Here is a 25,704-nt window from a genome sequence, read left to right as displayed (position 1 = left end):
CCGCTGGTGATCAGCGGGGTATGGCCGTTAGCACGCCGAAAAGCATAGAGAGGAATATCCAGCGCGTCTCCGAATACACGCGATCGATGGCCCTCGAACGCGAACCGATCCCTGGAGGGGCGAAGTTCATGGCGATCGAGGGACTGATCGCGACCGGGCTGTCCCAGAATCTGGAACACGCGAAGCGACTCGTCGATAGAAGCATCGAAACACAGGTCGGAACCGGCGAGTTGAGTTACGGTGATCGGAACTTCTACACGTCACCCTGTGCGCTCGCGACGTCCGTCCTCGAGTTCTACGACCGGACGGGCGACGAGCGCTACCTCGACGCGGCCGAGCGACAGGTCCAGTACGTCCTCGAGGCGCCGCGCGTCGGGAACGGTGGCATCTCGCACAACAAGGACAGCCCACAGCTCTGGGTCGATTCGCTCTACCTGATGCACCCACCGATAGCCCAACTCGGGAGCGCACTCGACGACGGTGATCTCCACGACGAGGCGGCAAAGCAGGTACTCACGCACGCGGAGCACCTGCAGGACGACGCGACGGGACTGTTCAGACACATTTGGACCGAAACGCCCAACGACTATCCGGAGGGCTCCTTCTGGGGGCGTGGCAACGGGTGGGCCGCTGCCGGAATCCTGGAGATCCTCGAAGCGATTCCCGACGACCACGACCGGCGAGACGACCTCCTCGAACTCTTCCACGACCACCTCGCGACGATCGTGTCGTTGCAAGACGAGTGTGGGTACTGGTGGAACGTACTCGACGACGACACCACGTTCCTCGAAACGTCCGTGACGACGATATACGCGTACGTACTCCGGCGAGGGATCGACATCGGGGTCGTTCCGGAGGAGTACGAGATGGCCGCGAGAAAGGCGTTCGATGCGATCGGGGCATCGGTCGACGACGACGGCGTCGTCACCGGTGCGACGTACGTGACCACCCACGACCCGAACGAACAGTTGACGTCGGAAGACGTCTTCTCGCCGAGTGGATACGCGCAGGGCTGGTACCTGAAAACGGCGACGTACTACCTAGAGAACAACCACGCCGTCACCGAGTAACGTAACGACCGGAACCGACGGAGACGCGAGGCAAGCAGATCGTCCTCGACCGGCAGGAGACGGCCGCGTGGCGAAGCTATTTATCGGACACGGACGTTCGGAGCAGTATGGAGTTCGGTATTTCGTTCCTCCCGCACGACGTGGAGACGATGGTGGGGAAGGCCCAGCAAGCCGAAGAGATGGGCTTCGACCTGTTCGGCGTCGCCGATTCCCAGTGTGTCGCCCGAGAACTGTACACGACGCTGGGGGTCGTGGCGCAGGCCACCTCGTCGATGGAGGTCGGGCCGGTCGTTACCAACCCCGTGACGCGACATCCCGCCGTAACCGCGAGCGGGATCGCGACGGTACAGGAGTGTACCGGCGGGCGAGCGATCCTGGGGATCGCAACCGGGGATAGCGCGGTCTACACGCTCGGCGAACGTCCCGCACGACTGGCCGAACTCGAAGAGACCATCGGGAAGTTGCGAACGCTCTGGAGGGGAGAATCGGCCGAGTTCGACGAGAACTCGGTCTCCCTTCGGTGGCTCCCGGAAACGGGGATGGCAGACGACGTCTCGATCATGTTCGCCGCCGAGGGACCGAAAACACTGCGGACCGCCGGGGGGATCGCCGACCGGGTGATCATCGGTCTGGGCCTGCTCCCGGAGGTGATCGAGGAGGCAGTCGCGGCGGTAGAGGAGGGTGCGCGAAACGCGGGACGAGATCCGGACGACGTGGACATCTGGTTGTTGTCCCAGGTGAACATCGCGGATAGCTACCCGACTGCCGTCGACGAGATCAAGATGGGGATCGCGGCCTCGGCCCACCATTCGCTGCAGTTCACCTTCGAGGGAAAGAGCGTCCCGGGGGAGTACGAGGACGACCTGCGGGAGTTGGTGAAGCGGTACGACCCCGACCAACACGAGGAGACGGGCCAGACGACGAACAAACGGCTCGTCGAGGAACTCGGCCTGACCGACTACCTCGCCGACCGCTATGCCATCGTCGGGACGGTCGACGACTGTGTCGAGAAGATACGGACGATCGAGGCGACCGGTGCCGTCGACGGGATCGTAATGCCACTCCACAGAGAGGAGGAGCGGGATCTGCTCACGCGGCTGGGACGCGAGGTCCTTCCGCGGGTACGGGATGACTGACACTCCCGATCGGCGCCGTCTCCACCGCATCGTATCTCCCCTCCCGGAACGCCGGAACCCCGAGCGCTCGGACCGCGGCCCCGGCAAAAGAGCTATCACCATGCTCACGGATCAGGGGACATGAACGGTCCGTTGGACGGGGTTCGAGTACTCGACCTGGGACAGATCTTCATGGGCCCGTACTGCGGATTCGTGCTATCCGGGCTCGGCGCCGACGTCGTCAAGATCGAACCCCCGGGGGGTGAGACGATCCGCAGTCGGGACGACGACGGCTATCCGCCGGCGTATTACTTTTACAATTCGAACAAGCGGGACGTCGTCATAGACCTGAAATCGGCGGAGGGAAAGGAGCTGTTCCGCGAACTGGTCGCCGAAGCCGACGTCCTCGTCGAGAACTTCGGGCCGGGGACGATGGACCGCCTCGGACTCGGATATGAGGCGCTCAGCGAGGTGAACCCGGAACTCGTCTACGCGCACGGCTCCGGATACGGCGAGTACGGACCGTACAGGGACGACCCCGCGATGGACCTGGCGATACAGGCGAGAGGGGGCGTGATGACGACGACCGGGTTCCCAGACGGGCCGCCGATCAGAGCCGGGCCGGGCATCGCCGATATCCTCGGCGGGATCCACCTCGCGACCGGCGTGGTCGGCGCGTTGTACGAGCGCGACCGGACGGGTGAAGGAACGTACGTGGACGTGGGGATGTTCGACTGCGTCTACCCGACGCTGGCCTCCCCGGTCACGGCACATCTCGAAGGCGCCGAGGAGCCGTTACGGTTCGGTAACCGACACGCCGGCGGGTCCCTCGCGCCGTACAACGCCTACGAGACCACGGACGGATACGTGGTCGTCATCTGCGTCACGGACGAGCAGTGGGCTCGCCTGGCCGACGAGATGGGCGAACCTTGGCTGGCCGAGGACGACCGGTTCGCGACGAAAGTCGACAGAGCGAACCACGTCGACGAGGTCGACGAACTCGTCCAGGCGTGGGTCGAGACCCAGGAGAAAGACGCCGTCGCGACCCGACTGAACGAACGCGGCATCCCCTGTGCCCCCGTCCAGACGCTCGCCGAGGTCACGTCGGACCCACAGTTACACGCCCGGGGCATGATCAACCACGTCGAGAGCGACGGGAGCCACGACGAGGAGATTCCCACTCCGGGCGTCCCGATTCGTTTCGACGGCGATGCACCCACGGTCTCGAAGGCGCCCCGACTCGGGGAACACACCGACGAGGTGTTCCGGGAACTCGGATACTCACAGACCACCCTCGAGGCGTTCCGCGAGAGCGACGTCATCGAGTAGCGTCTCGACGAGTCACCCACCCGCCAGGATTATGTGACGACCCCAGAAATACGGCTGTCGATGGTTCACACGGTCAGCGAAAAACTCACGGACCCCGCGGAGGCTGTGTCGAGCATCACCCCGGGCAGCACGATCACGATCTCCGGCTTGGGGAACATGCTGTGCCCGGAGATGACCCTCGCTGCGCTGGAAGAGTCGTATCTGTCGGACGGGACACCCGAGAACCTGACGGTGTTCACCCCGATCCGGGCCGGAAACGAGGGGACCGGGCTGGAACACTTGGCACACGAGGGACTTCTCGAACGGTTGATCACCGGGAGTTTCAACACGGCGACACAGCCCGGCATCAGCGAACTCGTCACTACGGATGCGATCGAGGCCTACGCCTTCCCGATGGGAATCTCGTTTCAGTTGCTCGAACAACAGGCCGCCGGATCGCCGGGCCTCCTGACGGACGTCGGGCTCGGAACCTACGTCGATCCGCGGCGGAAGGGAGCCAAATACAACCGGGCCACGGAGGACCTCGTGGAGGTGCGCGAAGTCGACGGCGAGGAGTATCTCTTCTATCGGACCGTCCCGATCGACGTCGCGATACTCAAAGGGACCACCGTCGACCGCCACGGAAACGTCTCCATCGAACACGAGCCCAACGAACTCGGGATACGGGACATGGCGATGGCCGCCCGCAACTCCGGCGGGACGGTCATCGCTCAGGTGAAACGGATCGCCGAGTCCACACACGGGGACGGGCGCTCGATCGCGGTTCCGGGCGCTCTCGTGGACCACGTCGTCGTCGACCCGTCACAACGGCAGATTCTCGGCCACGACTGCGTCGAGGAGGCCCTGACGGGACGCATCCACCGGTCGCTCCAGCCCGAGGAGCGGTCGGACGTCGACGCCCTCGAACTCAGAAAGCGGATCATCCTCCGTCGAGGGTTGGCTGAGGCCAAGGCGGGGGATCTGGTCAACCTCGGCGTCGGGATGCCCGTCTATCTCCCCGCGGTCGCCAAGGAACGCGACCGGTTCGACGGGATCACGTTCACGACCGAACACGGAAACATCGGTGGCACGCCGAACCCGGAGGAGTTCGGGTCACATTACAACTTCGAGTCGCAGTTGAAGTCGGCGGACATCTTCCGGCTGTACCAGGGCGGGGGGCTTGACGTCTCGTTTCTGGGTCTGGCACAGATCGACGGGGACGGAAACGTCAACAACAGCAACTTCGCCGGAATGTTGCGGGGCCCCGGCGGCTTCATCGACATCACCAACCGGACCGACCGCCTCGTATTCTGCGGATCGCTCACGGCCGGCGGCCTCGACGTGGCCGTCGACGACGGTGAACTGACCGTCGAGTCGGAGGGACGCAATCGAAAGTTCGTCGAGACGGTCGACGAGGTGACACTCGACGGCCAAGCGGCACTCGGCGCCGGATCGGAGATCACGGTGATCACGGAACGGGGCCGTTTCGACGTCACCGACGACGGACTCGTACTGACGGAAATCGCACCGGGCGTCGACGTCGACAGAGACGTCCGCCAGCACATCGCGTTCGACGTCGCCGTCGACGACCCACTAACGACGTACGATCTCGATGCACTGACGACGTCGCGTGTGTGATCGCGTCCGGAACGGATCGCACGCCCGATCACGGGGCCGTGTCGGGAACGAGACGACGTCCGGACGCGGCGGTTGGCGGAAGGAGGGGACGACCATCGAGGGAGCCTGGCGATTCGTGGTCGGCGCGGCCGCCTTCACGGCGATGGTGGTCGTGGCGAGTGCGCCGTCTCGGACCGAGGGGCGCCGAGCCGACAACGCTCGATACGCGGACGCTCGCCCAGAAACATCATATTTAGAGATAGTATTCATATCCGGAATGTATGGTGTCGGGGGATCCCGAACGGCGGTACACGACCGGATGCAACGGAATCGATCGGCGGTCGGAGGTCCGGGTGGCCCAGAATCACGTCCCACACCACGATACCGTGACCCAACGACGGCAATATTGGCGGCTTGCCACCGCTGACTGGTCTCGGACGTATGTCTCGCAGTCGTTCGACGGACGGCCGACGACCGTCTCGCTCGCCGGAGACGGGTCGGTGGAGACGAACACCGGGGGGACGGACGTCGCCGACGTGTAGGGAACTGATCGGATGAATCCACCGATCTCGACGTGTTTCAGCCGAGTCGGCCCGGCTACCGCAGACAGGGTTACGGACCGTCGTCGACATGGTTTCTATCGGTAGCTCCGAGGACCGAACTGAATGATTAAAAAAATTAATTTGATCGATACAGTACTTTTTCTGATATATTGTAGCGTTGGGCGGAGCCACGGATCGGGCCATTCGTCCCGGGGGCCACCCGCCGGAAGAGTCCGGCTCGAGCCGGCGGGTCTGACCGCCGGCGACCCGACGAGTACATGACCACCGCCGACCGCGTGCTCTCGAACATGCGCGATAAGTACCGCCGGGCGCTCCGGCAGGGCGTCCTCGACTCGCAGGAGGCCTTCGATCTGCTCGTCCTCGCTCGCGAACTCGGCGCCGGCGTCGTAACCGAAAATCGAGGCATCACTCCCAGGCCGACGAGTTCGGTCTCCGGTACGTCCGTGACGGGCAGTTTCCCCCCTTGCTGGAGGAGTACTTGCGTGTGACGGGCAGGACGCTCGGCGACGCCGTCGACGGACGAGTCGGTGGGCGATCACAACTCAGTCCGATTTCGTGTCCGTACTGCGTGCCGGGAACTTGCGAGGATTATTTATGAGCGCTCGGCCCATCGGAACGTATGGGCGAGACGACCGAGCCGGGCCGCGTACTCTACGTCGGCGACGACCGAGAGTCCGCGGCGGCGACAGCGGATCGTCTCGAGACACTGAGTGACGGCCTCCTCATCGAGGCCGTCGTGGGCGTGGATGAGGCGGTCGATCGACTCTCGACGACTGCGGTCGACTGTGTCGTCCACGAGGGGGACGACCTCGCGGTCCTGGAGGCGGTGCGGGAGATGTCCGACGAAGTTCCGTTTTTCCTCGTCACCGACACCGACCGGACGTCCCTCGTCCGCGAGGTGCTCGCCTACGACGGCGTCGACGTCGTGCCGAACGGATCGGGACCGAGGGAAGACGAGTTGCTCGCCAATCGGATCGAACACGCGGTCGAACGGTATCGTGCGATCCGTCGAGCGACGGCGGTCGAACGCGGTGACCGACTCGTCGGCGCGGTCTGCCGGGCACTCGTCGGTGCCGAAACCAGAACCGAGATCGAACGGCGCGTCTGTGAGATCCTCGACGACGTCGGCCGCTACGCCGCCGTCTGGATCGGCGCCTACGACGCCGAGCGGCGCGTCGTCGAGCCGCGAGCGGCCGCCGGTGACGACGTGGGGAGTCTCGATGGCGTCGAGATCGAGGTCGCATCCGGTGGCGGTGAGACGGGACGGGCAGTCCGAACGCGCGAGCCAGTGGTGAGCGACCGCGCGACAGCCGGCGACGTTCCTCTGGGCGACGGGGGACTCATCGCCGGGAGTCGTGCCGCCGTGGCCGTCCCACTGATCGCCGACGGGACGCTCCACGGCGTCTTACACGCGTACGCGGATCGCGCGGAGACCTTCGATGACAGGGAGCGCGAGACACTGACGACGGTCGGGAGCAACGTCGCCGACGCCCTCGATCGCGCCGAGACCCGCGCCAGTCGCGAGCGACGCAATCGACAGTTCCGGAGTGCCGTCGAACACGCCGGGCACGTGGTGTTGCTCACCGATGCGGACGGGGAGATCACGTACGTCAACGACGCGTTCGAGACGACGACCGGCTACGCGCCGTCGGAGGCCGTCGGTCGCCGGCCGTCGATGCTCCAGTCCGGCCAGCACGACGAGGCGTTCTACGCCGATCTCTGGGAGACGATTTCGTCGGGCGAGGTCTGGGAGGGCGAGGTGGTCAACGAGCGCAAGGACGGCACCCGGTACGTCATCCACCAGACCATCGCCCCCATCACCGACGACGACGGGATCACCGGCTTCGTCGCCATCAACCGCGACATCACGGACCGCAAGGAGCGCGAACTGAACCTGGCGTTCCTCAAACGGGCCATCGATCAGGCCGGTATCGGCATCGGGACCTACGGCGCCGACGGATACGCGACGTACGTCAACGAACGGCTCGCCGAACTGTTCGGAACGACGCGGGAGGACCTCCGATCCCGGCACATGGGTTCGCTCGATCCGTCCCTCGACCGAGATCGGTTTCCGGCGTACTGGGAGTCGTTCGACGACGGCGAGCGACGGATCTACGATACACGAATCGAGCGTCTCGACACCGGCGAACGGTGCCCCGTCGAAGTCGTCACGTCCCGGGTACACATCGACGGCGAGCCCTACCAGGTGAACACGGTCAGGGACGCGGCCGAGCGCAAGCGACAGGAGCGGGATCTCGAACGGTTTCGGAGCGCCGTCGAACACGCGGGCCACAGCGTCCTCGTCACCGACGCCGACGGCCACATCGAGTACGTCAACGACGCGTTCGAGGAACTGAGCGGGTACTCCGCCGCGGAGGCGGTCGGTCGAACGCCCGCCCTACTCAACTCCGACGAACACGACGAGACGTTCTACCGCGACCTCTGGGAGACGATCCTCCAGGGTGAGGTCTGGCATGGAGAGGTGACCAACGAACGCAAGGACGGGGAACAGTACGTCGTCGACCAAACCATCGCCCCGATCACCGGCGACGGCGACGAGATCACCGGCTTCGTCGCGATCAACCGCGACGTGACCGAACTCAAAGCCTACGAACGCGAACTGAAGGCACAGAACGACCGACTCAAACAGTACGGCCAGACGGTCGCGCACGACCTCCGGAATCCGCTTGCCCTCCTCGACGCCGAACTCAAACAGTTCCGGGCGGCCATGGACGCCGAGGCGGCCCCGATATCGGCGGACGGAAACACCGTCTCGCCGGAATCCGACGGCGAATCGGCGACGACGGACGAATCCGGGACTGTCGACGCCGCGGCCGTTCGGGACCTCTGTACGAGCATCGAGACGACCGTCGACCGGATGGAGACGCTGATCGAGGACCTCTTGACGATGGCCGAGCACGGCCAGCGAGTGCTGAACGCCGAGTCCGTCTCCTTGGAGGCGCTCGCGACCGAGGCGTGGGAACAGGTCGACGCCGACGGGGCCGACCTCTCGGTCGACGACGCGGATATCGACGCCGACCCCGATCGCTTGCGCGAACTGCTCTCGAACCTGTTCCGCAACGCGGTGGAACACGGTGGGGATGGGGTCAACGTCCGGGTCGGACCTCTCGATTTCTCCGCGGGCTTCGCCGTCGAAGACGACGGCCCCGGGATTCCCCCGGCGGAACGGGACAGCGTGTTCGAGCGCGGGTTCACCACCGCGACGGACGGCACCGGATTCGGGCTGGCGATCGTCGATCAGATCGCCGACGCCCACGGCTGGACGGTCTCGGTGACCGACGGCCACGACGGCGGGGCGCGATTCGAGTTCCGCGTCGACGATGGGGAGTGAGCGACGGTCACGCCGCCGGTGGACGCAGTCCCACGAACTCGTCGTCGATCGTGTCGGCCACGGCCCGAGACGACGTGCTCCATACCGGGGATGGTCTCGGTGATTCCGATCGAAGCGGACCGACGACGACGGCGGACGTGATCGGGCTGGTCCCGTGGATTCGACGGACTCAGCCATCGGCCAGACGGAGAGTGCACCCGTCACGCCGACCCGTCGGTGATGTCACGGGGACCGATCAATCAGACGTCCAACACGTGGCCGTACGACGGAGTCGGGGAACGATCCTATCGGTGCGTTCGTCGATGGGGGCTATCCGCCCAGTCCGGCGTCCTCGAAGGCCCCTCCGAGGGACCGCCCGTCGTCGATCAAGCGCGCCACCTGCCCTTCCGTCTCGGCGACCGCCTCGGCGGCCGAGACGACCGCCTCGACGGCATCGCCCTCGATGGCGACCACGCCGGATTCGTCGCCGACGAGGACGTCCCCTGGGGCGATCCGTACGCCGCCGACGGTGACCTCGACGTTCCGTGCCACTTCCTCGTCCCCGCTCGGTCCGCGCGGCGTGACCGCCCGCGCGAAGACGGGGAAGCCGGCGTCACGTATCCCGGCGACGTCCCGCACGGCGCCGTCGGTGACCATCCCCCGCACGCCGTTCGTGACCGCGTACGTCGAGAGCAACTCGCCCCAGACGGCCTCGTCGGCGCTGTCGCCGATCGCGGCCACGACGACGTCGTCTTCGCGCGCCGTGTCGAGAGTCCGGACGGGCGCCCACAGCGCCGACGGATCGAGCACGACCGTCCGCACCGTTCCGGCGAACGCACAGTCGGTGTGAATCGGCTTGATTTCGGGGGAGAGCGTTGCCACACCCTCGTGTTTCGTGTCGGCTATCGCGGCCGTCGAACACTTCTCTAGCCGGTCGAGCACCGCCGGAGCGACTGGCTCGGCGTCCATACCCCTCCGGACGAGCGCCTCGTACAAAAATGCGAACCTCGAACGTCAGCGTCGCGCGCGGATTCGAACCAGACGACAAGGGAGCGAAGCGACCGAAGTCGGCGGGGTTCGAACCGCTGAAGATATCGGCGCCTCACGGGGTTGTTCGGCACACGATAGTCCCGGGCGGATTCGAACCGCGAGGACACGAATCCTCGCGTCCTCTGGGATCGAATCCACCGTCCGCTATTCGCTGCTCACGTCCGGTCGCAGCAGAATAGTCCCGGGCGGATTCGAACCGCCGTCCTGGGCTCCAAAGGCCCAGATGATTGGCCGCTACACCACGGGACTTCCGATCCGCCGTCCCGCGAGACTCGGGGGCCGTTCCCTTCGCCACCACGGAACGTCGTCTCGACGTTCGGCAGCCGTCACGTATAAATCCCGTCTTTCGCGCCGTCAGTCGGCCGGGGGTTCACACTCGACTTCGAGTTCGCGGCAGGCGTCGGTCTCGGCGTCGAAGCAGTCCGGACAGTTCGGATTTCGGTCGATGATCGTGTCGAGACGGTCGGCGACCGTATCGTCGATGACGGCTTCGAGTTCGCGGGCCTCTCCCTGGAAGTCCTCAACGTCGAGGACGTTCGCGAGGAACCGCTCGATGATGCAGTACGTCTGGAGTGCGTCACGGGCCCGGGCGATTCCCTCGTCGGTAAGGCGGACGCCCTTGTACTTCTCGTGTTCCGCAAGTTCTCGGGCCTCGAGTTTGCCGATCATCTCGTTGGCGCTGGCGGGGCTCACGTCGAGCATGTCCGCGAGCGCCCCCGTCGCCGCCGGACCGTCCTCCATCTCCTGGATCAGATAGATCGCCTTGAGGTACTGGTCTGCCGTGTTCATCGCTAATCGCGTTTCTCCATGATTTTCGTCACCTCTTCGACGCCGTCGGCCTCCTCCTCACGGATCGACCGCAACACGTCGAGCAGTCGGTCCCGGTCCACGGAGAACCGGGCGTCGCTGGCCTCGATCGCCGATACGAGGTCGTCGTAGAACTTGTACGCCGTCTCCTCGTTACAGAGCTGATCGTAGAGAACGCCGTCGAAGTCGTCGGGCTTCGTCTGGGCGTACTGTGCCTCGACGAGCGTCTCGATGTCCTCGAAGGGGATGGACTCCGCGTCGAGGTCGGCGATCACCGCCTCCAGTCGCTCGCGGTGGGTGGCCGACTCCTCGGCGGCGTCGGCCAGGAGCGCTTCGATCTCGGGATCGAGCGTCCGGTCGGCGTCGAGCGACTGGTAGTGATGGTGGGCCCGCGCCTCGACGACCTCCTCGAGGACGATCCCGATCTGGAGGAGACGGGCGAGTTGATGATCGGACCCGACCCGGTGGCTGACGCTCATGCGAGCGGATGCCACCTCGGTATGCGTTTGGGTCGGACGGTCATACGGGGCAATCGGGGAGAGGGGAACTTAAGCCGTTCCCTGCGGCGGCCTACTCGCGGAGCCGGGCCGCGACCCGCGATTCGAGCGCTTCGCGGAGTTCCTCGACCTCGATCTCCTCGAGGACGGGCACGAAGAAGCCTTCGACGAGCATGTTTCGGGCGTCCTGTTCGGGGATCGTCCGCGAGGTGAGATAGAACAGATCCTCGCGGTCGACCTGGCCGACCGTCGCCGAGTGGGAGGCCTCGGTGTCGTGGTTGTTGATGATGAGCTTCGGCGAAGCGTCGGCCTCGCTGTCGTCGCTCAGCATGAGCGTGTTCTCGCGCTGGTAGGAGCTGGTGTCCCACGCCTCGCGACCCACGTCTTGAACGCCCTCGTACACCGATCGAGCAGTGTCGTCGAGGACGCCGCGGGTGACGAGGTCGGCCGTGGTGTGTTCGGCCTGGTGCCAGACCCGCGCGTTCACGTCGAAATGCTGGTCGTCGTGGCCGAAGAAGGCTCCGACGATCTGCGTCTCGGAGCTATCGCCGTTGAGTTCCGTCTCGATGTCCGAGCGGGTCAGCCGGGAGCCAAGGTTCCCCTCGATCCAATCGATGGTGGCGTAGACGTCGGCGTCGCCGCGCTTGAGCGTGACGTTGTACGTCTCCTCGTCGAGCGTCTGGAGCGAGCCGTACTGGACGTAGCCGTTCTCGCCCGCGTCGACCTCGACGAGGTTGCTGTGGTAGCGCGCCCCCTCGACGTCCGCGTCGCCGGAGTCGATCCGTTCGAGGATCGTCACCGACGAGGTGTCCTCCGTGACGACGAGAGTGTGGCTGAACAGCGACCGGGAGTTCATCGTCGTCCGAATGGTCACGTCTTCGGCGTCGACGCCCTCGGGGACGTAGATGAGCGTGCCCGTGGTAAAGAGGGCAACCGACAGCGCAGTCAGGTAGTTCGTCTCCGGTTCGATCACGGAGCCGAACTTCGCTTCGAGGAGTTCGGGGCGCTCCTCCATCGCCTCGGCAAAAGAGAGCACCTCGACGCCCTCGGCGGTGACGCGTTCGGTGTCGTCGGACTGGTTCAGCGGGTCGGCCAACTCGTCGAAGTCGAGTTGGTCGAGGTTCGTCCACCGACGGCCGGGCGTCTGGATGACGTCGGGCATCTCCAGATCGTCCATGGCCGTCAGCGCCTTCAGTCGCGTCTCGCGGAGCCAGTCCGGTTCGTCTCGGCTGTCGGCGATCTCGTGAACGGTCGCCTCCGAGAGATCTGCTGGTACCTGCGTGCTCATGATTATCCGAGACTCCCCTCCATCTCGAGTTCGACGAGACGGTTGAGTTCGACCGCGTACTCGATGGGCAGTTCCTCCGTGATCGGCTCGATGAACCCCGAGACGATCATCTGCTTGGCGTCGTCGTCGTCCAACCCTCGACTCTGCAGGTAGAACACGTCCTCGTCGCCGATCTTGCCGACGGTCGCCTCGTGGGCAACGTCCACCGTCGACTCGTTGATCTCCATGTACGGCATCGTGTCCGACGTACTCTCGTTGTCGAACATCAGCGCGTCACACTCGACCGACGTCGAGGAGTTGGACGCGCCGTCCGCGATGTGGACCAGGCCACGGTAGTTGGTGCGGCCCCCGTCCTTGCTGATGGATTTGGACTCGATCGTCGATTTCGTGTTCGGCGCGTTGTGGTACACCTTCGCGCCCGTGTCGATGTTCTGGCCCTCGCCCGCGAACGCGATGGTGATGTGGTTGTCCGACGCGCCGCGACCCTTCAGCACCGTCGACGGGTACAGCATCGTCGCCTTCGACCCCATCGATCCCGAAATCCACTCCATCCGTCCGTCGGCCTCGACGAGCGCACGCTTCGTGTTCAGGTTGTACGTGTTCTTCGACCAGTTCTGCACCGTGGAGTACTGGACGTGTGCGTCCTCGCCGACGAACACCTCGACGCCCCCGGAGTGGAGGTTGAACGCCGAGTACTTCGGCGCCGAACAGCCCTCGATGTAGTGCACTTCCGAGCCTTCCTCGGCGATGATGAGCGTGTGCTCGAACTGCCCCATCCCCTCGGAGTTCATCCGGAAGTACGCCTGTACGGGCATCTCGACGACCGTGTCCTCGGGGACGTAGACGAACGACCCGCCGGACCAGATGGCACCGTGGAGCGCCGCGAACTTGTTGTCGCTCGGCGGGACGCACTTCGTCATGAAGTGTTCCCGGACCAGATCCTCGTGTTCCTGGACCGCCTCGTCCATGTTACAGAAGACGACGCCTTTCTCCTCCCAGCGCTCCTGCATGTTCTGGTAGACGACCTCGGACTCGTACTGGGCGCCGACACCCGAGAGGGCGTTCTTCTCGGCTTCCGGAATCCCCAGTTTGTCGAAGGTGTCCTTGATGTCCTCGGGCAGATCCGTCCAGTCGTCGACGCTCTCGCGTGTCTCGACGTCCGGTCGGATGTACGGGACGATCTCGTTCACGTCGACCTCGGAGAGGTCGGGTTGACCGGGCCAGTCGGTCGGCATCGGCATCTCCTGGAACTGTTCGAGCGCCCGGAGTCGTCGCTTCAACATCCACTCCGGCTCACCTTTGTCCTCGGAGATAACCCGGATCGTCTCCTCGGTCAACCCCTTCTCGGCCTGGAACGACGAGCGCTCCTCTTTCTTGAACTCGAAGCGGGCTTCGGTGTTGGTGTCTTTAAGATCCTCGTTTGAGCTCATACGTGTGTTGTTAATCCTGTTTGCTTATATGCTTGTGCGTAAACTATTCACGTTACGCCGCTTCGTAGACCTGCTCGCGGACCCAGTCGTAGCCCTCGTCCTCGAGTTTCTTCGCCAGATCCGCACCGCCGCTCTGTGCGATCTCACCGTCGATCATCACGTGCACGTGATCCGGTTCGACGTAATCGAGGATACGCTGGTAGTGTGTGATCTGAAGGACGCCCGTCCCCTGCTCGTCGCGGAGGGCGTTGATCCCCTCGGAGACGTCCTGCAGGCGGTCGATGTCCAGCCCGGAGTCGATCTCGTCGAGCACCGCGATCGAGGGTTCGAGGATCGCCGCCTGGAGTACCTCGTTCTGTTTCTTCTCGCCGCCGGAGAAGCCGGCGTTGAGGTATCGCTGGGCGAACTTCTCGTCCATGTCCAGCAGTTCCATCTTTCCTTTCAGGAGCTGCTGGAACTCGGCGACGCCGATCTCACCGTCGTCGGCCTCGCCCTCCATCGGGGAGGTGTCGTAGCCCGCCTCGTCGTCCTCGTCGACGTCGGCGTCGTCGTCCTCTTCGAACAGTTCCTCGCGCTCCTCGTGTTTGGCGTTGAGCGCCTGCCGGAGGAAGTTCGTCATGGTGACGCCCTCGATCTCGGCCGGATACTGGAAGCCGAGGAAGATACCGAGCGCCGCGCGCTCGTTGGGTTCGAGGGCGAGCAGATCCCACTCCCGCATCTCCGCGGGTACGTCCTCGTCGATGTCGGCCACGTCGGCGTCGTCGAGGAGCAGCGTGATCTCGCCGTCGGTGACCTCGTAGGCGGGGTGCCCGGCGATCACCTTCGCCATCGTCGACTTCCCCGAGCCGTTCGGCCCCATCAGAGCGTGGATTTCGCCCGACTCGACCGACAGGTCGACGCCGCGAAGGATGCTCTCGCCGCCCTCTTCTGCGACTTTCGCGTGAAGATTGGTGATCTGTAATGTAGCCATTTCCCTACGGAACGACTGGGGTGTAACACGCATAATACTTACGCATTCTCCCCCTTCGAGTTTCGCCAACCACAACGAATATTTCGATAAGACGAACTCGCCTTTCAGAACTGACCGAGTCCGGTCTGTCGCTGACCGCTTTTCACCTCGTCCCACGAGAGATCGAGCGCCTCGATGATTCGGGCGATCGGTCCCTTGAGCGTCTTTTCCAGCATCTTGTCCCAGTCGATCTCGAAGGCGTCGGGGATCTGGTCGGCGTACTCGAAACAGATCACGTCCGGATCGCGCTTGAACTCGCCGTAGAGGGCGTCGCTCTGTGGGTCGAACCCCTCTTCCGCTTCCAGCCGTCGGAAGAATTCGGGGTGAACCTTCTTCAGGTACAGTCGCTTCGGCTTGCTCCCCCGCTGGAAGTTGGTGCCGAGGAGGTGGTTGGCGTATTTCGCCCCCCTGACCTGTGCCGTGTCCGTATCGTAGGCCGTCAGGCGTTTCCCGATGCCACCCGGGATGCCCACGTCGTTCAGGTCGACGTTTCCGGCCTCGAAGTCCTCGATGACGTCGTGGACGTACTCCTCGACGTCGTCGACGTCCTCGCCCGTGACGATCATCTCGATGACGCGGCGCTGGACCGCCTTGGTGATGGGTGCGATGTCCGAGCGCTTGTACTCGAAGCCCGTGATGTCGATGTCGTCGACGTGTTTGCCCTCCTTCCAGACGATGTGGCCCGCGTACCGCTTTTTCTTGCCCGCCTGGAAGAACCGCCGGTAGAGCTTCTCGAACTCGATCTGGAAGCGGTGCTCGTGGGCGTTGAGTTCCTCCAGTGCGAACTCGTCGTAGGAGTCGTTGATGCTCTCCTCGAGTTCGTAGCCCGTCTCGATGGCGCCAGTGATCTGTCGGAGATCCGACTCGTCGGCGTCGGGGTGGGCCTCCCGGACCTCGTCGGGAACCTCCTCGGCAACGGCTTCCTCTCCGATTTCTAACATGACTGAATCGGTGTCGCCGTAGGCCACCTCGTAGCCCACGTCGTTGGCGGCCGACTGGGTGTGCTCGATGACCTCGCGGCCGGTGGCGGTGACGGCCGCGCCCATCTCGCGGTCGTAGAGGCGGAAGCGGTCCCATCCGAGAACGCCGTACAGTGAATTACCAACGAATTGGAATTTCCCATTACGACCGGCGAGGAGCGTATTATTGTCCGCAACAGTAACACAGTAGACGCCGTCGTCGGCGGTGCTTCGCCCGCCCGAGCGATGCATCCGGATACTGTTCTTGGCGTTCTCGGTGCAGTAGATGCGCCACGTCCCGCTGTCACGGTTGTAGCTCGCGGTCAAGCCCAGGTGGGCACAAAGGCGGAGCACGTCGTCGCGTAATTGGTCACTTACCGTTGAGTAGCGCCAACTGTTCACCTGACGGTCACCGTCGCCCGCGATGAGCGTATCGAGAAATAGTTCCTTTTGCTCGCGGCTAGCCTCAAATACCAGTTCAGGAATTCGTTTGGTTTCGCTCTCCCGGCCACACAGTTCCCCTAGCAACGCCGACCAAAGGCGACTCGAAAAGCTAACCGAGCGATCGTCGGCGTAGTAGTAATCGACGAACTGTTCCACGAGGTTTGCAATTCGTTCACGTTCTGTCTGCTCCTCCTGTGCGATCTTCACTCGATAGTTTGCGGTGTCTGCCTCGTAGAGACTCCCCTCTGTGATGTACCAAGCGAGGAATTCGAGGAACGCATCAGTCTCAACACGGTCAGAAACGTTTGGCGTTCCGTACTTCGCGGCGGCTTTCGTCCCTCCGTCGGATAGCGTGATGTCAACATCCGTGTGTTCGCGCACAAGGTCGATCACGTCCATCGTCTCTCCAAGCGCATCCTGATGCGAGAACCCCCAACCGTGAGGCAGTTCGTAGTGTGACGACTCGTTCAGGTCGCCGGCCTCGACGAACCGGAACTCGTCCCACGAGACGCCGTTGGTGTCGTCCTTCCGGACGAGCATCCGGTGGTTCGGCGTGACGCTGAAGTCGACCTTGCTCGTCTCGACGTCGACGAGATCGCCCCGGTACTCCGGATACGCGTGCGTCTCGGTCACCAGCTTGGTCTCCATCCGCATCGTCTCGGGGTCGATCGAGTACACGTCGTCGCCGACTTCGAGGTCTCGGATGTTCCGGACGCCGTTGGGCGTCAACACGTCGGTGTCGGACGTGAAGCAGTTCATAATAACCTTGACAGCTTGCTGCTGTCGGTCGTACTGCTCGTACGCCTGACTGTCGGGGTCGTGGTCGTTGCGCTCGGCCTTCTTTTGTTCCCGTTCCGCCAGCAACTCGTCGACCATCTCCCGGATGACGCCGTCCGGTTCCTTCCTGAAGTGGGTGCCGTTGGGGGCGCGGTAGGTGTCGTCGGCGTAGTCCTCGGGGTCGACTTTCGTCTCCGGGGAGGCGTTGATGGTCACCATGCACATGGGATACAAACTTTTCAAATCTAGAACACTTACGTTTTCCTTGATCCCGGTGATCGGATCGAACACCGCGCCACCCTCGTAGTCCTCGGCGTCGGCCCGCCCTTTCGAGGGGAGCGCGAAGTTCCCGTGGACCTTGTGCAGGACGTACACGTCGACGGCGTCGCCCGGCGTGGGGGCGTCCTCCAGTTTGCACCCGACGAACGTCCGCACCTCGTCCCAGAAAGAGATGATGTCGCGCTTGCGGTCGAGTTCGACACAGAGCTCCACGTCGCGGAGGTTGTACTCCAGCAGCCGCGTCGGGTCCTCCTCCCAGAGGTCGCCGATGTCGCCGGTGTACCGCTCCTTGCCCGCCCCGAGTTCCTGTTCGCCCACCGCGTCGAGGCGATAGGACTCCAGTTCGGTGAACTGCGTGCGCTTGTAGGCATAGAGGAGGTCGAAGACGACCCGACCTTTGATCGTGGGGCCGCCCCAGTCGCTGCGCCACACCTCGTCGATCCGGGAGAGTCGTTCGGGGTTCAGGTCGTACTCGTGGTGGGGCCCCTGCAGTTCCTCCATCCGGTCGATGAGATACGGCGCGTCGAAGTCGTCACAGTTGTGAACGAGACAGTCGTCGGCGACGAAGTTGTGTGTGGTTGTCTCGATGTCGTAGGTCGTTTCGGTCCCCACCTGTTCGACGTTCTCGACGGCCACGAAGACGTACTCTTCCCACGCCTCGACGGTCGTTTCGTGACGCTTGAGCGCGATGTCTCGCCGGTGCTTGTCCCGAGCGATACGCCGAGCGTCACTGCCGGATTCGGCCTCGAAGAGGGCGTACGGGATGTCTTCCGTCCGTCCGCTTGTACCCCCACTGAGGTTCGAAAGTGCCCGTGATTTCTCCGAGTGACACATATGCGGGAGAACGGTTTCCTTCAGTCGCTCGAGGTCACGCTCGGCATCGGGAATCCGAACGACGTTCTCCCGCTGGTGGGCGTAGACGCCGAGTCGTCGGAACAGCTTGGCGTACCATCTGCCGATGGATCGGTTTTCCGCTGCGACCGTAACCGAGTCTGAGACGTTGCCGTCGCCATCGATGACGCCCGCAAGGAACCGGGCGATGTACTCCTCGGGTAGTTCGTACACCGTCGAGAGATCGACAGGGCCGTCGTTTTTGTCACCGAACGGGATTCCAAGGCCGTTGAACGCGTGCAACATCGCGTAATCGAGGACGTTCTGCGCGTAACAACCCGTCCCGTCGGGCAGTAACTCGTTCTCATCGGCGAACTGATCGTGCAGTTCCGTTCGAGTGTTGTAAAACCGAACTCCATCGTCGAGCGACATCGTTCCGTCCGTCAGGACGAGTCCAGCGAGATACGCCTCCCGTTCGGTGAGTTGTCTGTCGAGATCGGCACGGGTACGACGATACGTCCGACCCCCATCCGGAAGCGGGACGTCGAACTCCTCGGCTGCGATCGAGCATCGCTTCGGCGTCCACACGTCCGTCCTCGGGTGGTAGAGAGTTCCCGTCGCGAGGTCGAACTGGTCCGCGAGGTCGGAGACCGCGCCGTGCGGGAGCGTCTCTTTGAACGACCTGACGGCGTCGGTATCGGCGAATCGCTGGTTTTCGATCGGAACCAGCTCCGAAAGCGCCGGAACGGTCTCGTCCTCGACGGTCAGCTTTCTGGGTTTGAGAACGTACTCCCCCGGTTCGACATCCCCGCCTTCTTTCCAGTCGACGGAGTCGTCGTCGCCGATCATGATTCGATGTTCGCTCGACGACCGAAGCGACGTCCCATCGGCGAGGTCAAACTCGAGGACCGGCTTCTCACTCTTCCACTTGTCGGTCACTTCCGCGACGGTCGTCCGTTGGTCCTCGTTGCCGACGACCGTATCGCCGACCTGTACGTCTCGGATGACTCGCTCCGTGCCGTCGGCCAAAAGAACCCGAGCGTCACCGGGAAGACAGTTCCAGCCGGTGATCACGTCCGGGTCGGTTACGCGCTCGATGTAGTCGACGTACGAGTCCAGCATGGCCTCCTCAGTCTCGAAAACACGCACGTCGGCTTCGATGTCGTCCCGGAAGGGTTGGTACTCGTCGAGCGCTTCCGGTGGTGTCACTCCCGTACCAGGATCGTACAGCCACGCGACGTACTCGTCCTCGTGGGAGTCGTGGCTGGTGAGACAGACGATGGGCTCCTCGCCGTCCTCGGGGAAGCCGGAGCGGTCGTCGACCTCGATGTCGAACGTGTTCACCCGGAGGTCGGTCTCGGGCGGATCGACCGCGACCAGTTCGTCGTGGGGGACCTGGATCGCCCCGCTCTCCAGCCTGCGGACCGGGACGCGAACGCCCCCGCCGATGTCCTTGTCGATCAGCAGGCGGTTCGGAAAGAGGATGTCCGCCTCGAAGTGGTCGAACTCGTCGCGGATCTGCCCGACGTCCCGCGGCGTCTGCGTACAGATCTTCGTCAGTTGCTCGCCGCGGATGCTCTCGTAGCCGGTCTCCGTTCGCGTGATCACGTCGCGGTCCAGGTCGTCGTCGTCGAGACTCGCCGTCGGCGCGTAGAAGTACGGTTCGAACCCGAGGACGCGGACGTGTTCGGCGTCGCCGTCGGGCGTCCGCCCGAACACGTGGACGACGGGGTACTCGTCGGACCCCTGTCCCTCGATCGTGTAGTCGACCTGCGTGACCGCGAGGTCGACGGTCCCCTCGGGGTCGGGAAACTTCAGGTCCGCGGCGTCGACGACTTCGGCGACCGACTGCCCGACGTCCCCGGCGACGGCGACGGCCTCCGCCTCCGGTCTGTCGGCGTCGTCGGTCCCCCAGGACCCGGTGAGCTCCGCCTGTTCCATGCCGCCCACTTCGACGCTCCCCGATAAAAACCCAGTCACTCCGCCCGGAAACGCTGCCACGACGAAAAGACATATACCATGTCATCCCATACCAAGCTCCGTGACGATGTCCGACCACGTCGACGCAGGCCGGTGGGACAGTACTGACGAACGCCGTCCGGATCACGACGGAATCGACACCGTCGAGGCGTACGAAGTCGAAGACGGGACGGTGCTTTACGACGCCGAGAACCCGCTCGCGTGGGTCGAATCGTCGGCGGCGGTACCGATCCACGAACTCGCCTGAGGACAACCGAACCCTTTTGCCGTCACGTTCGCTCCCTCCGAGCGTGCCGGTCGATCCGCAGGGCGACGACGCCGACGACCTCGGGCCCGAAGAGCGGGCGGCGCGACTCGGCCCCGATCCGCCGACCGCCCCGTCGCCCGACACCGACCCCAGCGACGTCGATCCCGAGATCCGGGGGCTGTTCTGGCGGAGCGTACTCATGGCCAACGTGGCGGTGTTCTGTCTCGCCTTCGGCCCGATGCTCGCGTTCTTCAGGGGACAGTGGACCGTCGGTGCCGGGGTCGTCCTGATCGGACTCCTCGCCGGTCTCCGCGTGTACCACCTCTACCGCATCTTCCAGGGCCGGGACGACCACGAGGACCCGTCCGAGCGGAACCCCTAACTCCACGGCCCACCTCGCGCCGACCATGCGAACCGTCCGGGACGACGACGGAGATCGCTATCTGCTCGTGAAGCGGTCGTCGGAGTCGAGTCTCGTCCGCGACCCCGAGACCGGGGCCGAACGCTACGTGTCGAACGACGAGTTGTCCGTCGACGACGGAACCGCACCGCTGACGACTGCCGCGGGGGCGGTCCCCCCGGCGGTGCGACGAGTCCTCACCGCGACGCCGAACGACCGTGCCCTCGGCCTCCTCGTCGAACTCGTGGATCGCGGTCCGGTCGCGGTCCGGACGCTCCTCGACGCCTACGATCTCTGTGAGAGTGATCTCCACGGACTGCTCGCGGAGTTTCGGGCGGCCGGCCTGATCGCGGAGGCACGGGTCGCCGGCGAGCGTGGCTACGAGGCGACCGAGACGACGCGAGAGGCGGTCGAGACACTCCGTGAGGGCGACCGAGTCAGTCCTCGGTGACGACCGCCGGTCGCGACCGCGACACCGTCGATCGGTTGGTTCGGGGATCCTTCTCGACGCGCACGAGGTCGTCGGCCGCACCGACGAGTTCCTCGTCGTGGCTGACGATCACGATCTGGGCCACCCCCAGATCGCGCATCTCCTCGACGAGGTCCACCAGCCGCGAGACGTGACCGGCGTCGAGGAAGACGGTGGGTTCGTCGAGGATGAGCGGCGGCATCGGCGCCGCACCGTCGATGCCCTCGGCCAGCAGCCGGTAGATCGCACACCGCAGGCTGAGGTTGAACAGCGCTCGCTCCCCGCCGGATAGCTGGGTCGGGTCGAGTTCGCTCCCGTCCTTCTGGACCACCGAGAGTTCGTAGTCGCCGTCGAGTCGCAGGCGGGCGTAGGCGTCGTTGCCGTACACCAGATCGAACGTCTCGTTCAGCAGCCGTTCGAGCGTCTCGACGTTCCGCTGGCGGAGTTCGGCCCGCAGGTCGCCGTACATGGCTTCGAGACGCTCGGCCTCCTCGTGGAGGTCGTCGAGGGCCTCGACACGGTCGGCGAGCGCGTCTCGCTCCGCTCGAAGCGTCTCCAGTGCCTCCAGTTCGTTCCGAACCCCGCCGATCTCTGCCTGGAGGTCGTCGCGCCGCTCGGCCAGCCGATCGAGTTCCTCGTCCACGTCCGAGAGATACTCTACGGCGTTTCGCTTGTTCTTCCGGGCCGCCTCGATGGCATCCTCGTCGACGGCCTCCCGCAACTCGTCACGACCCGCCCGCTTCTCGGCCAGTCGCTCGCGGCGCTCGTCGTTCGCCTCCTCGATCCGCGTCGCCTCCTCGCGGAGGCGGTCGATCTCGTCGTCCCGGTCCGCGACGCGATCCAGTCGCGACTCGACGGCGTCGATCCGGTCGCGCGTCTCCGCGATGGTCTCCAGTTCGGTCGTCAGCTCCTCGACCCGGTCGTCGGCCTCGGCCGCCTCCTCGCGTTTCTCCGCCGCGACCTCCCGGGTCTCGGCCGCCCGTTCTCGCAGGTCGGCTGCCTCCGACTCGTGTTCGGCGGCCGTCTCGCGGTGGGTCGTCGCCTCCTCACGGTGCTCCGCTGCGCGGTCTTCGAGCCGATCGCGCTCGTCCTCGATATCGGACAGCCGCGTCTCCGCCTCGATCAGGTCGGCCAGGGTCTCGATCCGGTCGTCGAGGTCGGCGACGCGCTCCCGGGCGGTCGCCAGGTCGGCCTCCAGTTCCGCGACCCGCCCGCGGTCCTCCTCGATCCGGTCGGCGTGTGGCGAGTCCTCGACCGGCTGTCCACACTCCGGACATTTCCCGGCCGCCAGCAACTCCTCGGCCTCCGCGACCCGTTCCCGGACCGACGAGAGCGTCGCGTCGAGTTCCGCGACCCGTTCCCGGGCCTCGGCGCGACGCTCGCGGAGGTCCGCACGCCGGTCCGCGGCCTCGCCGCGTGCGACCGGCGCGTCCTCGAACGCGGCGACCAAGTCGGCTTCCTCCGCAGCGAGCTCCTCGATCCGGCTCTCGTGTTCCTCGGCGGACTCCTCGGCCGCCCGCGCCGCCTCGCGCGACTCCGCGGCCCGCTCGTCGGCGCGGTCGGCGCGGTCGATCAGATCCTCGGCCTTCTCCGCGAGGTTCGTCGCCTGGTTGTCCAGCCCCGTCGCCGACGCGTTCGCCTCCGTGCGCGCCTCGCGGACGGACTCCTCGCGCGCCGTCAGTTCTTCGCGTCGCCGCTCGATCGCCGAGGTCGTCGCCCCGTCGAGCCCCGCCGCGTCGAGGCGCTCGTCGATCGCCGCTTCGAGTTCGTCGATCCGCTCGCGGGCCTCGCGGATCCGCTCGCGACGCGTCTCGCGTTCGGACTCGGCCTCCCGGATCGACGCCTCTAGCTCCTCGATCTCGGCCTCGACCTCGTCGAGGCGCTCCCGTTTCGTCTCGTGTTCCTCGAGGATCGCCTCCGCCTCGTCTTTGGTGCGCTCGGCCTTCTCGCGTTGCTGCTCGTACCGGTCGATGCGGTCGTTCACGTCCGAAAGATCGGTCTCCAGGTCGTCGAGTCGGCCGTGGAGGTTCTCGGCTTCCTTCGCCTCGATCTGTGACGCCACCTTGCTGAGTTCACCCCGCTTTTCCGAGCGGACGTCCTCGACTCCCAACCGGGCGGTCGCGGCGCGTTCGCGGTACTCCTCCAGACGCCCCAACTGCAGGAGGTCGTCGATCACGTCCTGTCGTTGGTCCGGCGAGGCGTTGATGAGCTGGTTTACCTCTCCCTGTCGAACGTACGCACAGTTGACGAACGCCTCGGCGTCCATGCGGAGCAGGTCGGCGACGAAGCCACGGACGTCCCGAGCCCCCTCCACGGTCACGTCCGGGCCGTCGAGGGTACAGTCCGCAGTCGAGGTCCGGTCCCCGGACTGTCGGAGACGACGGTGGACGTGATAGGACGCGCCGTCGTGGGTGAACCACAGGTCGATCTCCGTCTCGTCGGCGCCGTTGGTCACCACCTCGTCGAGCGTTCCCGGGAGCGCTTTCGAGCCGTAGAGCGCGAAGAAACACGCCTCCAGCAGCGACGACTTGCCGCTCCCGTTGAGCCCGTGGATCACCGTCACGCCGTCGCGCAGGTCGAGGTCGGCGTCGGCGTACGGCCGGAAGTTCCGCAGGCGAATCCGATCGAACCTCACAGGAAGTCCTCCATGGACACCTGGTCGTCGGGGTCGGCCGTCCCGTTCTCGGGATCCGCCGTCGCGGTCGGGTCCGCATCCGCATCGTCGGCCGTGTCGGCGTCGAGGGCGCCGTCGTCGACGGCGTCGGCGACGAGGGAGGCGACCCGGTCGCGGACGTTCGCATCCGCCAGTCCCTCGTCTCGGACCGTCTCGTCGAGGCGCCGACCGGTCGTCGAGAGATCCATCTCGCGGACACGCTCACGGACGGCGGCGTCGGGGTCGCCGAACTCGACCTCCGCGTCGGGGGCGCTCGCGTCGCCGCCGACCGCCCGGTGGTCGGTCACACGCGCCAGGAGCGTCCCCTCCTCGATCGCCGCCTCCTCGATCCCCGCGGGGGTGACGGGGTCGCCCTCGCCGGTGATCGACACCACGGTCACCGCGTCGGCCAGGTCGTGCTGGCGGACCTGCTCGCGGACCCGATCGACCCCCTCGCCCGCGGCCAGTTCCACGTCGACGAAGACGAACGGGCGGGTGTCGAGCGATCGGCGCCGGACGTCGACCGTCTCGTCGCCGCCCACGTCGCGCCCGAACTCGACGAGGTTGTACCCGCGTGCGTCACGCTCGTCGGCACTCGCCCGCTCGGTCGACCCGCAGTAGGTGACCCACGTGCCGTCGACCTGCGCGCGGTCGGGGACGTGGTTGTCGCCGAGCAACATCGCGTCGAAGTCGACGGTCGCTTCCGCGAGCACCGTCTCTGTGTCCCAGTCCGCGTGGGCAAAGGGGGTGAACAGCCCGTGGGCCACCAGCGCGGCGGCGTCCGCGTCGTGCGGGGCGAAGTCGTAGTCGAGGGCGTCGCGCCGGGACCGGGGGACGTGATCGAGGCCGTAGAACGCGGTGTCGCCGACGACGGTCGGTTCGTCGCCGAGACGGGTCGCCAGTCCGAGATCCGAGAAGAGATCGAGCCACTGGCTCCCGCGCGTCGCCTCGTGGTTGCCGACGACGGCCAGGAAGGGCACGTCGGCGGCCGCGAGGCGGCGGAGCGCCGAGAGCACGCCGAGGAGGTCGGGGAGGTCGGGACGGCGGTCGTGGAAGAGATCACCCGCGTGAACGACGGCGTCCAGGGACGGCGTCCGCCCGCCGGCGGAAGAGGCGTCATCGCCGTCGGCGGCGGAGCCGATCGCGTCGTCGATTACCGCCTCGAAGGCGTCGAGGAAGTCCTGCCGGCGCTCCGGCGAGTGATACTGGCGGTAGCCGACGTGGGTGTCGCCGGTGTGGATCACCCGTGTCATTGCTCCGGGGGTTGATCCCCGGTCCACAAAACCGTTCCGCGACCGGAGCGAAAGTGATCGGCCGCCGCGTCCCGACAGCGATCGATGGTCGCGAGCGCCCGTCGCCCCCGGCGGGCGGCCGCCCTGTCGCCCGCCCGGTCCGCGGCCTCGACTGCGCGGCGCAGTCGTTCGTCCCCGTCGTCGTCGACGAACGCCGCGAGGTCGGCCACGTCGTCGAGCGCCGAAACGGCCTCGTCGATCGTCCGGGCGGCCGGATCCGCGGACTCGCCCCTCGCCAACGCGCTGAGTGCGTCGCGTACGTCTTCGGTCACGACACGGGATGGCTCC

General features: G+C 65.4%; 19 protein-coding genes, 1 tRNA gene and 1 pseudogene. 10 read left to right on the top strand and 11 right to left on the bottom strand.

Translation table 11 applies throughout. From position 1 onward, the window contains the following. Positions 1–20: 20 nt before the first annotated feature. From NBT82_RS01345 to NBT82_RS01315, 7 genes and pseudogenes are all read left to right on the top strand, one after another. Positions 21–1,070, top strand: coding sequence for a glycoside hydrolase family 88 protein (locus tag NBT82_RS01345; RefSeq protein WP_251329798.1), 1,050 nt, complete (start codon positions 21–23; stop codon positions 1,068–1,070). A gap of 107 nt (positions 1,071–1,177) precedes the next feature. Then, positions 1,178–2,206 carry an LLM class flavin-dependent oxidoreductase gene (locus NBT82_RS01340; protein WP_251329797.1) on the top strand — a complete coding sequence of 343 codons (1,029 nt, stop codon included), beginning with the start codon at positions 1,178–1,180 and terminating at the stop codon, positions 2,204–2,206. Positions 2,207–2,326: 120 nt separating this feature from the next. Next, positions 2,327–3,514, top strand: a complete 1,188-nt coding sequence (locus NBT82_RS01335) for a CaiB/BaiF CoA transferase family protein (protein ID WP_251329796.1) — start codon at positions 2,327–2,329, stop codon at positions 3,512–3,514. 60 nt (positions 3,515–3,574) lie between these two features. Further along, positions 3,575–5,131, top strand: coding sequence for a CoA-transferase (locus NBT82_RS01330; protein ID WP_251329795.1), 1,557 nt, complete (start codon positions 3,575–3,577; stop codon positions 5,129–5,131). A 260-nt stretch (positions 5,132–5,391) separates the two neighbouring features. Continuing rightward, positions 5,392–5,652 (top strand): hypothetical protein, encoded by a 261-nt coding sequence (locus NBT82_RS01325; protein WP_251329794.1) that lies wholly within the window; start codon positions 5,392–5,394, stop codon positions 5,650–5,652. Positions 5,653–5,921: 269 nt separating this feature from the next. Beyond that, positions 5,922–6,166, top strand: a pseudogene (locus NBT82_RS01320) (PIN domain-containing protein); the annotation flags it as partial. Between the two features lie 126 nt (positions 6,167–6,292). Further along, positions 6,293–9,025, top strand: coding sequence for a PAS domain S-box protein (locus NBT82_RS01315; RefSeq protein ID WP_251329792.1), 2,733 nt, complete (start codon positions 6,293–6,295; stop codon positions 9,023–9,025). 309 nt (positions 9,026–9,334) lie between these two features. Here NBT82_RS01315 and NBT82_RS01310 read toward each other — a convergent pair whose 3' ends face one another. The 8 genes from NBT82_RS01310 to NBT82_RS01275 form a co-directional block, all read right to left on the bottom strand. Beyond that, positions 9,335–9,973 carry an RraA family protein gene (locus tag NBT82_RS01310; protein WP_251329791.1) on the bottom strand — a complete coding sequence of 213 codons (639 nt, stop codon included), beginning with the start codon at positions 9,971–9,973 and terminating at the stop codon, positions 9,335–9,337. Positions 9,974–10,230: 257 nt separating this feature from the next. Continuing rightward, positions 10,231–10,303: transfer RNA gene (locus tag NBT82_RS01305), tRNA-Gln, on the bottom strand. A gap of 105 nt (positions 10,304–10,408) precedes the next feature. Further along, positions 10,409–10,843, bottom strand: coding sequence for a metal-dependent transcriptional regulator (locus NBT82_RS01300; RefSeq protein WP_251329790.1), 435 nt, complete (start codon positions 10,841–10,843; stop codon positions 10,409–10,411). Positions 10,844–10,845: 2 nt separating this feature from the next. Next, positions 10,846–11,340 carry a ferritin-like domain-containing protein gene (locus NBT82_RS01295; protein WP_251329789.1) on the bottom strand — a complete coding sequence of 165 codons (495 nt, stop codon included), beginning with the start codon at positions 11,338–11,340 and terminating at the stop codon, positions 10,846–10,848. A gap of 91 nt (positions 11,341–11,431) precedes the next feature. Then, positions 11,432–12,646: a Fe-S cluster assembly protein SufD gene (gene sufD, locus NBT82_RS01290; protein WP_251329788.1), complete on the bottom strand. Its 1,215-nt coding sequence runs from the start codon at positions 12,644–12,646 to the stop codon at positions 11,432–11,434. A gap of 2 nt (positions 12,647–12,648) precedes the next feature. Then, positions 12,649–14,076 (bottom strand): Fe-S cluster assembly protein SufB, encoded by a 1,428-nt coding sequence (gene sufB / locus NBT82_RS01285; RefSeq protein ID WP_251329787.1) that lies wholly within the window; start codon positions 14,074–14,076, stop codon positions 12,649–12,651. A 52-nt stretch (positions 14,077–14,128) separates the two neighbouring features. After that, positions 14,129–15,046, bottom strand: a complete 918-nt coding sequence (locus NBT82_RS01280) for an ABC transporter ATP-binding protein (protein ID WP_251329786.1) — start codon at positions 15,044–15,046, stop codon at positions 14,129–14,131. A 104-nt stretch (positions 15,047–15,150) separates the two neighbouring features. Continuing rightward, entirely contained in the window at positions 15,151–20,316 is a 5,166-nt protein-coding gene (locus NBT82_RS01275) for a DNA polymerase domain-containing protein (protein WP_251329785.1), read from the bottom strand. Between the two features lie 106 nt (positions 20,317–20,422). Between NBT82_RS01275 and NBT82_RS01270 the strand changes: the two genes are divergently transcribed. The 3 genes from NBT82_RS01270 to NBT82_RS01260 are packed head-to-tail and all read left to right on the top strand — an operon-like array spanning position 20,423 to position 21,453. Further along, on the top strand, positions 20,423–20,602 hold the full coding sequence (locus NBT82_RS01270; protein WP_251331320.1) for a DUF7331 family protein: 180 nt from the start codon (positions 20,423–20,425) through the stop codon (positions 20,600–20,602). 43 nt (positions 20,603–20,645) lie between these two features. Beyond that, a complete protein-coding gene (locus tag NBT82_RS01265) occupies positions 20,646–20,984 on the top strand; it encodes a DUF7322 domain-containing protein (RefSeq protein ID WP_251329784.1) in 339 nt (112 codons plus the stop codon). A 25-nt stretch (positions 20,985–21,009) separates the two neighbouring features. Then, positions 21,010–21,453 carry a DUF7346 family protein gene (locus NBT82_RS01260; protein ID WP_251329783.1) on the top strand — a complete coding sequence of 148 codons (444 nt, stop codon included), beginning with the start codon at positions 21,010–21,012 and terminating at the stop codon, positions 21,451–21,453. On the opposite strand, the gene rad50 is transcribed toward NBT82_RS01260, so the two are convergent. Genes rad50 through NBT82_RS01245 form a run of 3 tightly spaced genes read right to left on the bottom strand, consistent with a single transcriptional unit; the run spans position 21,440 to position 25,688 of the window. Then, positions 21,440–24,106 (bottom strand): DNA double-strand break repair ATPase Rad50, encoded by a 2,667-nt coding sequence (gene rad50 / locus NBT82_RS01255; protein WP_251329782.1) that lies wholly within the window; start codon positions 24,104–24,106, stop codon positions 21,440–21,442. The two genes, NBT82_RS01260 and rad50, sit on opposite strands and share 14 nt — an antisense overlap. Then, positions 24,103–25,377, bottom strand: a complete 1,275-nt coding sequence (gene mre11, locus NBT82_RS01250) for a DNA double-strand break repair protein Mre11 (protein ID WP_251329781.1) — start codon at positions 25,375–25,377, stop codon at positions 24,103–24,105. Before mre11 ends, rad50 begins: the two co-directional genes overlap by 4 nt. Beyond that, positions 25,374–25,688 (bottom strand): DUF7966 family protein, encoded by a 315-nt coding sequence (locus NBT82_RS01245; RefSeq protein ID WP_251329780.1) that lies wholly within the window; start codon positions 25,686–25,688, stop codon positions 25,374–25,376. Before NBT82_RS01245 ends, mre11 begins: the two co-directional genes overlap by 4 nt. Between the last annotated feature and the right edge of the window lie 16 nt (positions 25,689–25,704).

This window comes from Haloplanus sp. HW8-1 (assembly GCF_023703795.1).
Classification (GTDB): domain Archaea; phylum Halobacteriota; class Halobacteria; order Halobacteriales; family Haloferacaceae; genus Haloplanus; species Haloplanus pelagicus.
This window is presented reverse-complemented; position numbering and strand designations above follow the sequence as displayed.

Excerpts from the sequence above, each read along its gene's own strand:
- NBT82_RS01340 (WP_251329797.1), top strand. The coding sequence starts at position 1,178 with ATGGAGTTCGGTATTTCGTTCCTCCCGCACGACGTGGAGACGATGGTG.
- NBT82_RS01325 (WP_251329794.1), top strand. The coding sequence starts at position 5,392 with ATGGTGTCGGGGGATCCCGAACGGCGGTACACGACCGGATGCAACGGA.
- NBT82_RS01335 (WP_251329796.1), top strand. The coding sequence starts at position 2,327 with ATGAACGGTCCGTTGGACGGGGTTCGAGTACTCGACCTGGGACAGATC.
- NBT82_RS01275 (WP_251329785.1), bottom strand. The coding sequence starts at position 20,316 with ATGGAACAGGCGGAGCTCACCGGGTCCTGGGGGACCGACGACGCCGAC.
- sufD (WP_251329788.1), bottom strand. The coding sequence starts at position 12,646 with ATGAGCACGCAGGTACCAGCAGATCTCTCGGAGGCGACCGTTCACGAG.
- NBT82_RS01260 (WP_251329783.1), top strand. The coding sequence starts at position 21,010 with ATGCGAACCGTCCGGGACGACGACGGAGATCGCTATCTGCTCGTGAAG.
- NBT82_RS01280 (WP_251329786.1), bottom strand. The coding sequence starts at position 15,046 with ATGGCTACATTACAGATCACCAATCTTCACGCGAAAGTCGCAGAAGAG.
- NBT82_RS01270 (WP_251331320.1), top strand. The coding sequence starts at position 20,423 with ATGTCCGACCACGTCGACGCAGGCCGGTGGGACAGTACTGACGAACGC.
- NBT82_RS01315 (WP_251329792.1), top strand. The coding sequence starts at position 6,293 with ATGGGCGAGACGACCGAGCCGGGCCGCGTACTCTACGTCGGCGACGAC.
- sufB (WP_251329787.1), bottom strand. The coding sequence starts at position 14,076 with ATGAGCTCAAACGAGGATCTTAAAGACACCAACACCGAAGCCCGCTTC.
- NBT82_RS01295 (WP_251329789.1), bottom strand. The coding sequence starts at position 11,340 with ATGAGCGTCAGCCACCGGGTCGGGTCCGATCATCAACTCGCCCGTCTC.
- NBT82_RS01330 (WP_251329795.1), top strand. The coding sequence starts at position 3,575 with ATGGTTCACACGGTCAGCGAAAAACTCACGGACCCCGCGGAGGCTGTG.
- NBT82_RS01310 (WP_251329791.1), bottom strand. The coding sequence starts at position 9,973 with ATGGACGCCGAGCCAGTCGCTCCGGCGGTGCTCGACCGGCTAGAGAAG.
- mre11 (WP_251329781.1), bottom strand. The coding sequence starts at position 25,377 with ATGACACGGGTGATCCACACCGGCGACACCCACGTCGGCTACCGCCAG.
- NBT82_RS01300 (WP_251329790.1), bottom strand. The coding sequence starts at position 10,843 with ATGAACACGGCAGACCAGTACCTCAAGGCGATCTATCTGATCCAGGAG.
- NBT82_RS01345 (WP_251329798.1), top strand. The coding sequence starts at position 21 with ATGGCCGTTAGCACGCCGAAAAGCATAGAGAGGAATATCCAGCGCGTC.